The 14023-nt window shown below is 40.4% G+C and carries 11 protein-coding genes; 3 read left to right on the top strand and 8 right to left on the bottom strand.

Annotated elements, in window-relative coordinates; translation table 11 throughout:
* Positions 1-2 precede the first annotated feature (2 nt).
* Positions 3-470: a bacterioferritin gene (gene bfr, locus HWV01_RS00065; protein WP_045112324.1), complete on the top strand. Its 468-nt coding sequence runs from the start codon at positions 3-5 to the stop codon at positions 468-470.
* Here bfr and HWV01_RS00070 read toward each other — a convergent pair.
* Both HWV01_RS00070 and HWV01_RS00075 read right to left on the bottom strand, forming a co-directional pair.
* Positions 467-661 carry a (2Fe-2S)-binding protein gene (locus HWV01_RS00070; RefSeq protein WP_211673542.1) on the bottom strand — a complete coding sequence of 65 codons (195 nt, stop codon included), beginning with the start codon at positions 659-661 and terminating at the stop codon, positions 467-469. The two genes, bfr and HWV01_RS00070, sit on opposite strands and share 4 nt — an antisense overlap.
* A 64-nt stretch (positions 662-725) precedes the next feature.
* Complete coding sequence (locus HWV01_RS00075; RefSeq protein ID WP_211673543.1) at positions 726-1703, bottom strand: GlxA family transcriptional regulator; 978 nt, start codon at positions 1701-1703, stop codon at positions 726-728.
* A gap of 190 nt (positions 1704-1893) precedes the next feature.
* Here HWV01_RS00075 and HWV01_RS00080 point away from each other — a divergent pair, with 190 nt between their 5' ends.
* Positions 1894-3744: a beta-ketoacyl synthase gene (locus tag HWV01_RS00080; protein ID WP_211673544.1), complete on the top strand. Its 1851-nt coding sequence runs from the start codon at positions 1894-1896 to the stop codon at positions 3742-3744.
* A gap of 6 nt (positions 3745-3750) precedes the next feature.
* On the opposite strand, the gene yccS is transcribed toward HWV01_RS00080, so the two are convergent.
* The 6 genes from yccS to fadB all read right to left on the bottom strand — a co-directional run bounded on the left by yccS (position 3751) and on the right by fadB (position 12905).
* A complete protein-coding gene (gene yccS / locus HWV01_RS00085) occupies positions 3751-5928 on the bottom strand; it encodes a YccS family putative transporter (protein ID WP_211673545.1) in 2178 nt (725 codons plus the stop codon).
* A 45-nt stretch (positions 5929-5973) separates the two neighbouring features.
* Complete coding sequence (locus tag HWV01_RS00090) at positions 5974-7242, bottom strand: ABC transporter substrate-binding protein (RefSeq protein ID WP_211673546.1); 1269 nt, start codon at positions 7240-7242, stop codon at positions 5974-5976.
* 2 nt (positions 7243-7244) lie between these two features.
* Positions 7245-8708, bottom strand: coding sequence for an ATP-binding protein (locus HWV01_RS00095; protein ID WP_211673547.1), 1464 nt, complete (start codon positions 8706-8708; stop codon positions 7245-7247).
* The gene (locus tag HWV01_RS00100; protein WP_211673548.1) at positions 8698-9411 is read right to left on the bottom strand and encodes a response regulator; all 714 of its coding nucleotides are present in this window, start codon (positions 9409-9411) and stop codon (positions 8698-8700) included. Before HWV01_RS00100 ends, HWV01_RS00095 begins: the two co-directional genes overlap by 11 nt.
* A 158-nt stretch (positions 9412-9569) precedes the next feature.
* On the bottom strand, positions 9570-10739 hold the full coding sequence (gene fadA, locus HWV01_RS00105) for an acetyl-CoA C-acyltransferase FadA (protein ID WP_211673549.1): 1170 nt from the start codon (positions 10737-10739) through the stop codon (positions 9570-9572).
* Between the two features lie 21 nt (positions 10740-10760).
* Positions 10761-12905 carry a fatty acid oxidation complex subunit alpha FadB gene (gene fadB, locus HWV01_RS00110; protein ID WP_211673550.1) on the bottom strand — a complete coding sequence of 715 codons (2145 nt, stop codon included), beginning with the start codon at positions 12903-12905 and terminating at the stop codon, positions 10761-10763.
* A gap of 497 nt (positions 12906-13402) precedes the next feature.
* On the opposite strand from fadB, the gene HWV01_RS00115 reads away from it, so the two are divergent.
* Positions 13403-14023, top strand: coding sequence for a YigZ family protein (locus tag HWV01_RS00115; protein ID WP_211673551.1), 621 nt, complete (start codon positions 13403-13405; stop codon positions 14021-14023).

Here is a 14023-nt window from a genome sequence, read left to right on the forward strand (position 1 = left end):
TTATGCAAGGAAATACAAATATCATCATGTTATTAAATAAGGCGCTAGGTTGTAAGCTGGTTGCGATCAATCAATATTTTTTACATGCCAGAATGTATAAAAATTGGGGCTTAGAGGGATTGGATAAAGCGGACTACAAACAGTCTATTTTAAAAATGAAGCAGGCAGATAAACTTATTAATCGTATTTTATTTTTGCAAGGGTTGCCGAATTTACAAGACTTAGGTCGGTTAGCTATCGGTGAAGAGGCTGCTGAAATGATTCAACTGAATATTGAGCTGGAGTTGAGTATTCGCGTGGTACTACAAACCTTGATTGAAGAATGCGAAAAAAGTAATGATTTTGTCAGTCGTGATATAGCCACTGAAATCTTAGAAGAAGTTGAAGAACAAATTGACTGGATCGAGAGTCAGCAATATCTGATCGGCCATGAGGGCTTAGACAACTATTTACAATCTCAATGTAGTTAGGCTACCTGTGGCTGTTGTTGTGCTTGCTTGAGTCTAGTTTGGTGTAATACCTTCTTCGCACATTGACAGCACTTGCCGCATTGATTACCAATACCAAGCTCAGTACTTAATTCTTTCATTGTTGTAGCACCTTCATCAATGCTTTTTATCAGCTGTTTATCGGTAATACCGCGACAAATACATACGTACATAAATAACCAGTTTGGGCTTGAATTTATGACGATGTTAATATGAATGAGAATGATTATCAAGCCGTTAAACGGCGAAAACTTTGGCTTTCACCATTTCTCGGTATTGTTTTGGAGCCATATCAAAGTGTTGCTGGAATTTTTTTTTGAAATAATATGCATCACGAAAACCTACTTGTTCTGCTACATCGCAGATCGTTAAGCCAAAATCCCGTAATAACACTTGTGCGGTCTCTAATCTCAGTGTTAACAGAAATTGATTTGGGGTTTGTCCTACTTGTTCTTTGAAGCGGCGATTGAAGGTGCGTAGCGGTAACTGACAAACATCGGCGATCATTTGATTGGTAATGCTATTTGCCATGTTACGTTGCATCCAATCCTGTGCTAAGGCAATCGATTCATCAAATTGTACTTGGCCACCAACTTGATAGAAAGGCTGTTGTTGAGTACGTGATATTTCATGGGAAAAATGATTTTCAATCACACTCGCGATCTTTTTTCCAAACATTTCATTAATTAAAAACAGCATCATTTCCGATTGTGAGTTAATGCTACCAGCACAATATAAGCCATTTGCGGCAGTAATAGAGGCTTGACGATTGAGTTTTACTTGTGGGTACTGTTGACTAAATTGATCGTAAAAATACCAGTGTGTTGTGGCTGGTAATCCATCAAGTAATCCCGCTTCTGCTAACCAGCAAACACCGGTACCCGTCGATAGTATTTTTGCGCCTTGGTTATATTGTCTATGCAACCAAGGAATGATTTCTTTCTGTTTAATTATTGATACTAAAGGGTTACCCCACATAGGTGGAAAGATAACAAGATCAAATTCTTGCTCGCAGGAAAAAGTTAGGTCAGGTTGTAAACGTAACCCTGCGGTGAGTGATTTAGCCTCTAAACTGGTCGAGATTAATTTTATTTCTAACGGATCTTGATGCTGGGTTTTTCGGTCGCGTAAGCGAGAGGCGCCGGATAGCATTTCCGCGGCTAAGGAGATCCCTGTGACTAATGCTTTATCATAAAGTACAAACCCAATTTTCATATCAAACTCCAATTCTGTTCGTTCTAAACTTAGTATATCTATTTGTTTATGGCTCTGTACCTTGATTTTATAGGATTAAAATCTTCATTGGCATAACAGTCAGGGTTATTGGCACAGTTGAAAGTGTATTGTTAGTATAACTTGCTAGACTATCTAGCAATAGCTGAGATTTGAATTGAGATGTAATAAAATGGCAAAGTTACCGTTAATTGTTGGTTTAGGTGGAATTAATGCAGCCGGACGTAGTTCTGGTTTCCACAGTTATAAGCGTCTAGTGTGTGATGTCCTGAAAGAAGATGTCATGGCCAGTACTTGGCAAGACCTTGCGCAGCGTATGGAATTAGATACTCACGATATTAATACTGACATTATTACCCAGATTAAAGCGGGTACGTTAGTGCGCCGTACCACTACATTTGTTCCTGAAGCAGTGCCTTTTCAGCGTAAAGCTAAATTAGCGCCAAGTGTCGCGCCAATCACATTTCAATTAAAAAAGTCTAAATTACCACAGACCATTCCAGCTAATTGGTCACTTACCGACGTTGATAATAAAACAGTTGAAGTTGTTGTTGAAGGTGAATTTGAGGCGCTAGTTCATGACACCATTACTTACCCAGTATCAAGTGCCGGTAATATTCCAACGGGCTTTGATTTAGATAAATTATACAATTCACGTTCGCATCCTCGCGGCTTAAAACTAACGGTTTATGGTGCCTCTGATGCGCTTAATTCATTAGGTGTTGATTGGAATGATATTCTCAAATTAATTAATCCTGATGAAGTATCTGTCTATGCGGGAAGTGCACTCGGTCAAGTAGATGAAAATTCATTTGGTGGTATGCTTTCTGCTTATTTTAAAGGCGGTCGTGTCAGCTCGAAAATGATGGCAATGGCGTTAGCCGAAATGCCTGCGGATTTCATTAATAGTTATGTGATCAACAGTGCTGGTACTACCGGCACCAACATGGGGGCTTGTGCGAGTTTCCTATATAACTTACGTCAGGGGATGTTAGATATTCAGTCTGGCAAGTCAAAAGTTGCTATAGTGGGCAACGCTGAAGCACCTGTTGAAACTGGAGTCATGGAAGGGTTCCGCGTGATGGGGGCCTTAGCTGAAGATGATCAGTTAAAAGCATTGGATAACAGTGATACGGTTGATAATCGCCGCGCCTGTCGTCCATTTTCATCGAATGCCGGGTTTACGATGGCTGAGTCAGCGCAATTTGTGGTGTTGATGGATGATGAACTGGCATTAGAGTTGGGTGTGTCTATTTATGGCTCTGTTGCCGATGTATTTATTAATGCCGATGCCAATAAAAAGTCAATTTCAGCGCCGGGTATTGGTAATTATGTGACTGTCGCAAAAGCCACCGCATTAGCGAAAGCAATTTTAGGTGAAGCAGGTTTACAACATACTTTTGTACAGGCGCATGGTACCGGAACACCACAAAATCGTGTGACTGAAAGCCATATTTTGAGTGAAGTCGCGACCAGTTTTAATATTAAAAGCTGGCCTGTGACGGCAATTAAATCTTATGTCGGTCATTCTATGGGCGCGGCTGCAGGTGATCAATTAGTCGCCTCACTCGGTGTTTGGCAGCATGGCTGGATCCCTGGGATTAAAACCATTGATCATATTGCCGGTGACGTACATCAGGCCAATTTAAATATCTTAACTGATCACAAGTTTGTTGGTGATAAAGGTCAAGAAATGAAAGCGGTGATCCTGAATGCCAAAGGCTTTGGCGGTAATAATGCCAGTGGTTTGGTGTTATCACCTCAGCAAACATTAACCATGCTCGAAGCTAAATACGGTAAGTCGGTAGTAAGCGCTTATCATGAAAAAAATAATAAGATCCAAAAAACGGCTCAAACTAATGATAACAAGGCTTGCTTTGGCGATGAAAATATCCGTTATGAATTTGGCAATGCGGTGATTGACGAAAGCGGTGTGAATATAACTACTGAAGAAGTGCGTTTACAAGGCTTTGTAAACGCCATCAAGTTAGCTCAAATTAATCCGTACCACGATTATAGTTAATCACATTCATGACTCTTGCACGTTACTACGTGCAGGAGTATCTGAAATTAGATTCATCTCATCAGCCATTATTTGCAACTCTTCAGTAATTTTTTCTATCTGTTTCAACTTCTGAATTAATAATAGCGTATGTTTATTATCATCATTTTTATAGCGTTTGAGTAACCTCTCAAGCTCACTAATATAAAAATTATCGTCATTGATTGGCGATAAAATAGTGTTTTTCGTTTGTGCTAAAGCCCGGGTAATCATTTGCTCCACTAAGCGTAGGTCTTGCTGTAATCTCACATCAATAATTTTATTTCTGTGTACGCCTAATGCAGATAATTCCGATAACATGGCATGGTTACGACGAGATATATCGTAAACATGATTCAGTTTATGCCGCTTATCGTTAGGCTCTACCTGCATGTCTTTCCAAGAGGCTGTTAAGTGGCTATCTGCTACATAGGCTTTACGGCGCGAAACGCGATACGGTAATTCATTGTTTTTCCCTGAGACATATTGATTAATTATCTCGTGAAAGTAAGCCTGATTAGCGGTGATCGCTTCGACCAAGTACTTAGGGAACTGCTTATATTGCCAGTTTGGCAGTACTAACTTAGCCAGTAGGTAGGCAATACTACAACCCGTTAAGGTATCTATTATGCGTGGGATCGTAACGATATAACCTTGTTGGTAAAGCACGTTAAAGGCCAGTAATACCAGTAATGTTATATAGGTAACCGCGCGGCTGTAATTTTTACGTAAATAATAAAAGAACAAAAATGCCGATATTGCTAACAATAACAACTGACTACGTTCTGTCGGGAATAGGTAGAGTAAAATAGCACCGATGATGATACCCATCAACGTACCTGAGATACGCTGTTTTAATTTAAGTCGAGTTGCACTGTAACTGGGCTGAAGCACAAATAATGTCGTCAACACCACCCAATAGCCATGTAGATCAGAAGCAAAAATAATCCCTATTCCTAATGCGATACCTATGGTTAAGCGAATTGCATGGCGGAACACTGGGCTGGATAAGTGTAATGCGTTAGTGAGTCGTTGCTTTATTGATAATCGCTCACGTGGCGCCATGACTAAGAATTCATGCTCACTTGTGGGCTCGCTATTAATTAATAGCTCATCAGCCTTGCGTAAATTACGAAACAATAATTTTAGCGGTCCAAAGAGTTGCCATTCCACAGACTTTTCTAATGTCAGCAATTCTTGTTTTAAAATAGCCAATGACCAAGTCAGGCCATTATCATGAGCATAAGCTTGCTTGTATAGCGTTGCATTAGCTCTTTGTTTACAAGCACTGGCCAGTTGTTTTAACACCTGCTCAAACCCGCTGATAATCAAATTGTTATTTAAATTACGCTTGAGTGAATCATAATGAAAATGGCTAGATGTCATTTTTTCATGGAGTTCTTGCGCTTCTTGATAAAGGTGTATCAAGTGCTGAAGTTCATGAGATAGACTTCTATCCATATGATAGTCAATGTTGGTGCGACATGCGGACATGGCATTGACGATATTAATATTCAACGTCGATAAAGTATGGCGAATGGTTTTATGATCATGTTTTTCTTGTGAGAAGAATTTGGCTTTTTCTTGTTGGTATAGACCCAGTGAAAAATAAATGTCAGCTAGTTGCTCTCTGATCGGGTTATATAAAGTTACCTTAAGCAGGACTGTCGAGATAATAAAATACCAAGCCGCACCGGCAATAAGAAGTAAAGAATAAGGATTAAATTCGAATTCAGTAGTGAGTACGGCTGCAGATTCAGCATCATGGCTTAGTCCTAGCATTGTATAAACTGCAATCATCAACGTCGCAAAACTGATGGTGACATAGCGTTTACCTAAGGAACCAAGAATGATGATCGCAAAGCTAAATAAACAACTGCCAATTAAAAAAAATAAAGGATAAGGGAATAGCAGGCTGACTAATAATGAGGAGACTGCAAAGCAAAGTAACGCCAGTAAACTATTAATAATACGCTGCTTAATACTGTCATCACCTTCTGAAATTACCGCGGCCACAATGCCGAGTACGGCAGTGACTGAAAAGGCCGATAATTCGAGAAAATAGCCAGGGATCAATAAGGTTATTGATGCTAAAAATGCTTTTAGCGCAATAAAAAAATTACTGTTGGCTGTTAAATAAGTCAGCTTTCGCCATTGCTGTAGCATGCGTGATTAGTCCCTTATAAAAATAGTGTTCACGTTGTTCGTGTTTTACTGTGCTGCTTTAATGGCATTGGCGAGTTGTACTACTGCCGCTTCATTAGTAATACTTTTATCATAAATAAAACTACTGATTACCCTTGTAATTGCTGACTGCACATAGGTTGTCGTTGCCATAGCTTGAGAAAAGGTCGGCACTAATGTGTTGTCTCGGGTTGCTTGTTGATAGTCTTGGTATGCCTGCTGCGTACAAGCATTAAAACTACCCTTATTAGTGGTATCAATAATCGGCAGTGAACCTTTTTTTGCGTTAAAGTCACGCTGTAATTCCGGTGTTAATATGATACTTGCTAGGGTGTTTTGCGCTTGTTTTACTTCTGATGATACACTTTTTAATTTAAAAAAAGCGAAACTATCAATGTTATAGCTAAATATACCTTCAGTGCCAGGGAAGGGAATACAGCGGATCTTGGTATTTAATGTCTGCTTTTCTTGGAGTAATTTACCTGCTACCCAATCACCCATGATTTGTATTGCTGCTTGGTCTTCAATTAAGAGTTTGGTGGATTGTTCCCAAGTTCTATTTTTGGCATTTTCGTCGATGAATAGCGATATAGTACGTAATTTAGCAAAGGCTCGGATCATTGTCGGTGATGCTAATACTTGTGGATTAAGTTCGACAAAAGCCTGTTTATATAGCTCAGCTCCTAAAATGGATAAACTGATCGACTCAAATAAAATCGCATCAGCCCAAGGTTCAGATGTATGAGCGATCGGTAAGTAACCCGCGGCTTCAAGCTGTGGTAATGTCGTGATAAGCTCTGCGAGATCACGAGGAATTGCAATATTTGCTTTGTTAAAAATTGTTTCATTGAACCATAACCAATTAATACGATGAATATTAATTGGTACTGCTACGTAATGCCCTTGGTATTTCATTACTGGCTTAATAAACTCTGGGAGCTTGGCATCCCATTGTTCTTGTTTAGCAATGTCGTCTAATGAGGTTAGAAACCCCAGTTTTGCCCATTCTTGAATATTATGGCCTTTGATTAACGCCGCTGTCGGTGGATTACCTGATACAGCCCGCGAACGTAATACTGTTAAGGCTGTATTACCACCGCCACCTTTAATGGCAAAGTCGAGCCAGGTATTGTCGGTTTCTTCGACTTTACTTTGCAGCTCACTGAGCGCATCTAGTTCACCACCAGATGTCCACCAATGCAATACTTCTACTTGGCTTGCTATTACAGGGGAAGTGAATAAAACACTCAGTAGTATAAAGAGTCGTTGGATGCGATTACTGATGATGGAGCTCATTATTATATCCGTGATGATGGTTTATGCGGGAGTCGTAAGATCACTTTTAATCCTGAATTTTCTCGATTGTGTAAGGTGAGTGTACCGCCATGGGCACTCGCTATACTGCGAGCAATACTTAAACCTAACCCTGAACCATCGCTATCTTGAGCTATTCGTGTATAAGGTGTAAAAATATCTTCTAACATATCTTCTGGAATACCTGGGCCTGAATCAATCAGACAAATGACGATGTGCTCTTGCTGTTGTTCGACGATAAGGTGTAAGAACTCGCCATATTTTATTCCATTTTCAACCAGGTTAGTTAAGCAGCGTTTTATAGCAAGGGGTTTTCCATGATAGCGAGCACTCACCTTTGGGAATGCGAAAGTAACTTTTTCTGTGCTGCTATTATGATGTTCCGTGATCTCATACAGTAATTCTTGGATATCAATGGGTGCACTGTTTTCGTGAATATCGGTATCTTTCACACATTGTAGTGCGCCTTTAACCATCATTTCTAATTGGTCGAGATCATTATTGAATTTCGCTGTTTTTGCATCGTCATTGAGTAACTCTGCCCGTAAGCGCAATCGCGTGATAGGGGTTTTTAAATCGTGAGAGATAGAACGAAATAAACGTTCTCGATCGTCAATATAACGCTTTATTCGCAAGTGCATACGGTTAAATGCTTTAGTGGCAATCACTAATTCCGATGCGCCTTTTTCTTCAAGCAGAGGTTGGTCTAAATCTTGGCTTAATGTCGCAGCTGCTGCCGCCAATTTTTTAAGTGGTTTGGTTTGCCAGCGCACTAATATGTAGATCATCCACATTAAATTAGCGGTGATAAGAAAGATGAAAAACAGTTGATCATTACTTACCAATTTATCATTAAGGGATACATAAGGTGCTGGTAGCAATGCGGCGATATATAGCCATTCATCAGGTGCTAACATCATTTGTATCACTAATACGGGTGGATTTAACGGTTCTAGCGTGAGTGAGTAGTGCGCCCAAGAACGGGGTAATTCGGATAATAGGATATCGTTGTTTAATACGTGTAAGGTTTTTGGGTGAGAAAATTCCGTTTTAATGACGATATTATTACCCAATTTATTACCGAGTACACGCTGAAATTCATCGAGTACCACACGTTTCATTTCACTGTTGGCAACGGGAACGATGTTAATTTCGACTTCATTTAATGACACAAAATAGCGGCTGCCACCAAAATCGCGTAGCTGTTCTAATACTATGTGACGATATTGCAAGGGTAAGGAATTAAAGAAGGTTGCGGTCGAAGCTATATTTTGAGCCATGCTTTCCGCGGTATTTTTTAATCCTTCGAGTTCTTTATCTTTACTAAAATTATACCAAATACTGGTTGAAATTAACTGCGCGGTGGCTATTGATAATAGTGTCAGTAATAACATTCTAGAGACTAAAGAGCTGGGTAGCTGGCGGTAAATATGCTCTTTAATCGTCATAAGAGACTTCGGTGATCAATACATAACCACGTCCGCGGATGGTCTTAATTAAGGTCGGACTTTTACTATTATCTCCTAGTTTTTGACGTAATCGACTCAGTTGTATATCGATACCTCGCTCAAGGGGCAGCGCTTCTCGCCCGCGGGTAGCATCCGAAAGGGCATCACGACTTAGTACTTGATTTGGGTTCGTCACAAACAGTTTTAACATATTGAATTCACTGCCTGACAGTTCTGTTGTACTGCAATCATGTTGATTAATTAATTGGCGCGTTAATGTATCAAGCTTCCAATGAGCAAACACAAAATAGCGCCCTTGGGTTGGCTTAGTGTAATTTGAGCGGCGTAATAAGGCTTTGATTCGAGCCAGCAATTCTCGTGGACTAAAAGGTTTGGCCATGTAATCATCTGCGCCAATTTCTAAGCCGACAATACGATCTGCTTCATCTGAGTTTGCTGTTAACATGATTATAGGTACTTGTGAGGTTCGGCGAATTTTTTGGCATAAGGTAAAACCATCATCACCTGGCATCATCACATCTAAGACTATCAGATTGGGCGTATTGGTAGCTAAAACGCGTTGCATTTCTTTACCTTCACCGGCCGTAAGCACTGAAAATCCAGCTTGTTCGAGATATTCACTGAGTAACTCTTTGATCTCAACGTCATCGTCAACTACTAATATTTGCTTTTTGGTGCTCATGCCCAGTCCCAGTCCATTATTTACATTGCGAATGTGTATTGAACCGCTTGGAGGGGGAAATTTCAAGAAGAACATTTTAAGAAGAACATAAAAAAGCCAACTATCGTCATAGTTGGCTTGATATAGATTAACTAACCGTATTTTTTATACTGTTGTTATTAGTCTTCGATACGCTCAAAGATAGTCGCGATACCTTGGCCAAGACCGATACACATCGTCGCTAAACCATATTTACCGCCTTGTACTTCAAGTTCGTTCACTAACGTAGTCGAGATACGAGAACCAGAACAACCGAGAGGATGACCTAATGAGATTGCACCACCGTTAAGGTTAATTTTAGTATCAACAACATCTTCTAAGCCAAGGTCTTTAACGCAAGGTAAAGACTGCGCTGCGAATGCTTCGTTTAATTCGAATACATCGATATCGTCAATGGTTAGACCTGCACGCTTAAGTGCTTTCTTTGTTGCTGGTACTGGACCGTAACCCATTATTGATGGATCACAACCTGCAACAGCCATAGATACAACGCGAGCACGAGGCTTAAGACCTAGTTCTTTGGCTTTGTCCGCAGACATAAGTAACATTGCAGAAGCACCATCTGATAATGCAGATGACGTACCCGCTGTTACTGTACCGTTTACAGGATCAAATACTGGACGTAAATTACCTAGGCTTTCCATTGATGTTTCTGGACGAATCACTTCATCAAAATCATACAACTTTAAAATGCCATCAGCATCGTGACCTTCAATTGGTAGAATCTCACGTTTGAAACGACCTGATTCTGTCGCTGCTTGTGCTAACTTGTGAGAACGAACTGCAAATGCATCTTGTTGCTCACGTGTAATGCCGTGTAATTTACCTAGCATTTCAGCTGTTAGCCCCATCATACCCGCTGCTTTCGCAGTAGATTTTGCAAGACCAACATGGAAATCAACACCGTGGTTCATTGGAACATGACCCATATGCTCAACACCACCAATGATCATCACATCGCCGTCGCCCATTGCGATAGCACGCGTAGCATCATGGATAGCTTGCATCGATGAGCCACATAGACGGTTAACGGTTGTTGCGCCTGCTGTGATTGGGATACCAGCAAGTAATGAAGCATTACGGGCAATATTAAAACCTTGCTCTAGTGTTTGCTGAACACAACCCCAATAAACATCTTCGATGTCATTTGGATCAACTTCAGGGTTACGGTCAAGCAAGCCTTTCATTAATTTTGCAGATAGATCTTCAGCACGAACGTGACGGAATGCACCGGCTTTAGAACGACCCATAGGTGTACGTAGACAATCGACTACAACTACATCTCTCATTTTATTATCCTCGTTCGTGTCTTAGTAAAAAGTTTTGCCGTCAGCTGCGCGTTGACGCAAGCCATCAGTTACTTGGTAAAGTGGTCCTAAATCAGCAAATGAATCTGCTAATTCAATGTATTTATCTAGACCGATAGTATCTAAGTAACGGAATACACCACCACGGAATGGAGGGAAGCCAATACCATAGATAAGTGCCATATCAGCATCACCTGGAGTAGCAACAATACCTTCTTCAAGACAACGAACAACTTCGTTAATCATTGGGATCATACAGCGAGCGATAATGTCATCTTTCGAGAAATCAGCTTTTTCGCTTGCAACTTCAGCAAGCAGCTCATAGCTTTTTGCATCCGGTGTTTTTTGTACGCGACCACGACGGTCTTTAGCGTAAGAGTAGAAACCAACACCATTTTTCTGACCATAACGTGTTGCTTCAAACATAACATCGATAGAATCTTTGCCTGTTTTAGCCATACGTTCAGGGAAACCGTCAGCCATCACAGCTGCAGCATGGTGGCCTGTATCAATACCAACAACGTCTAGCAAGTATGCTGGACCCATTGGCCAACCGAATTCTTTTTCCATAACTTTATCTACAGCTACAAAATCTGCGCCATCAGCGATTAGTTTTGAAAAGCCAAAGAAGTATGGGAATAATACGCGGTTAACGAAGAAACCAGGGCAATCATTTACAACGATAGGCGTTTTGCCCATTTTCGCTGCGTATGCAACTGTAGTCGCAATTGTTTCATCAGATGATTTTTCACCACGGATGATTTCGACTAATGGCATTTTATGCACAGGGTTGAAGAAGTGCATACCACAGAATTGTTCTGGGCGTTTTAAGCTCTTCGCTAGTACATTAATTGGAATAGTAGACGTATTTGAAGTGATGACTGTGTCAGCACTTACGTTGTCTTCTAATTCAGCCAGTACAGCAGCTTTAATTTTTGGATTCTCAACAACCGCTTCAACGATAATGTCAGCTTCATCAACTGAGTTATAGCTTAGCGTTGGTGTGATTGAAGAAATAACTTTAGCCAATTTAGTACCGTCAATACGGCCACGCTTAAGTTGCGTTGTTAATAAACCTGATGCCGTAGACATACCAAGATCAAGTGCAGCATCATTGATGTCTTTCATGATAACTGGCGTACCTTTCACTGCTGATTGGTAAGCGATACCGCCACCCATGATACCAGCGCCAAGTACGGCTGCTTTATTTGTTGCTTTACCTGCTTTTGCCGCTTTCTTCGCGCCAGCTTTTAATGCTTGGTCACTTAGGAATAAGCCAACGAGTGCTTGTGCTGCATCTGTTTTAGCAAGTTTAATGAATGTTGCTGCTTCTGCACCAAGAGCACCGGTACGGTCCATTCTTGCTGCTGCTTGAATTGTCTTCACTGCCGCTGTTGGTGCTGGGTAATGTTTACCTGCTTTCGCGTATACCATGCCAAGTGCAGTAGAGAAGCTCATTGTTGCTTCAATTTTATTTAAACCTAATGGTGCTTGTTTTTGCGCTCGACGTGATTGCCAGTTAAGTTTTCCTGCAATCGCATCTTTAATCATAGAGAGTGCAGCATCACGTAATTTTTCTGGTGCTACAACCGCATCTACAGTGCCAAATTTAAGGGCAGCAGGTGCTTTATAATCTTTACCAGTTGTGATCCATTCAACGGCATTATCAGCACCGATCAGACGTGGTAAACGTACTGTGCCACCGAAACCAGGCATGATACCTAATTTAGTTTCAGGTAAACCGATACGTGCTGTGGTGTCTGCTACACGGAAGTCTGTTGCAAGAATTGCTTCACAACCACCGCCAAGTGCATGCCCGTTTACTGCAGAGATTGTTGGATATGGCAGGTCTTCAATGGCATTGAATACTGCATTTGCTTGTTCCAACCAACCTAATAATTCAGCGTCAGGTAGTTTAAAGAGTTCAAGGAATTCAGTGATATCGGCGCCAACGATGAATGCACCTTTACCTGATGTTTGAATTAGTCCTTTAATGTCTGAATTAGTCTGTAATACTTTTACAGCTTCAGTTAATGCTTGTAATGTTGCTTGATCAAATTTATTAACTGGGCCTTTCGCGTCATATTTTAATTCTGCGATGCCATCTTCTAATAGAGTGACCGAGAGTTGTTCGGCTTGGTAAATCATTACGTTTCTCCTTGCTAAAGCGATGGTGATCATCAGCTCCGTTTGCTATTTACCAGCTATGTAGGGCACTGGTTGATCTCATTCTGTCGATAATCTAACAATATTTCAACACTTATTTTAAACGACTGTTTAAATTTTTGTCGAGGTGGTTACGCTAATATATTCAATAAGTAGTATAGTTGCTGGTAAGGATTAAGGGGGTGGCAATACTAGTAAAATAAGCTATTTGTCTTTCAAGTTAGCGCTAGGTACTTAGTTTAAGTTCGCGTTTGGTTGTTAACTCTGTTTTATGCTTGTTTTGTGGCTTAATGTGCTCCAAACGGTTCGGCTTACAACTGTTTTTAATTGTTGGATGTTTGTTGATGAATGTTTAATAAAAAAAAATTCATTAACACTTAACTTTTAAAGTTTGTGATCCTGAACCTGCTATTATCAACAGACATATAACAGTAGAATAGCGATGAGTATCTCACCCGCACCAAATACACAGGATTTAAATGATAGCGAATAGCCCTTATTTTGTTTTAGAACAGGCCTATGAATATACTGAAGAAATAAAAAAAAGCCGTTTTATTACTTATCTAGCACCAACTAAAGGACGCCAAATAGCCGAGCAATTTGTTCGGACAATTAAAGCGCAACACCCTGATGCGCGTCATCATTGTTGGGCATTTGTTGCTGGACGTCCCAGTGACGGGCAACAATATGGTTTTAGTGATGACGGTGAACCTTCAGGTACCGCGGGTAAGCCTATTCTTCATTGCTTAATGGGCAGTGACGTAGGGGAGATGACCGCAGTTGTTGTACGTTATTATGGTGGAATTAAATTAGGTACTGGAGGGTTAGCGCGTGCATATGCAGGCGGTGTACAACAAGTATTAAAATTGATTGATCCTATTGAATGCTTTATATATACAGAACTTAATTTAACTTGTGATTATGCTCAAATAGCCGCAATAGAGCGCTTATTTTCAGTATATAATGGTAAATTAAAACATGCCGAATATGGTGAACAAGTAATAATGCAGCTTGATGTTGATGCAAGGCATGCGCAAGCGTTTATTATTGCGGTTAAAAACAAAACGAATGGCCAAGTTAATGTCAAAGTGGTCGATTAA

Source organism: Moritella sp. 5, from assembly GCF_018219455.1.
Taxonomy (GTDB): domain Bacteria; phylum Pseudomonadota; class Gammaproteobacteria; order Enterobacterales; family Moritellaceae; genus Moritella.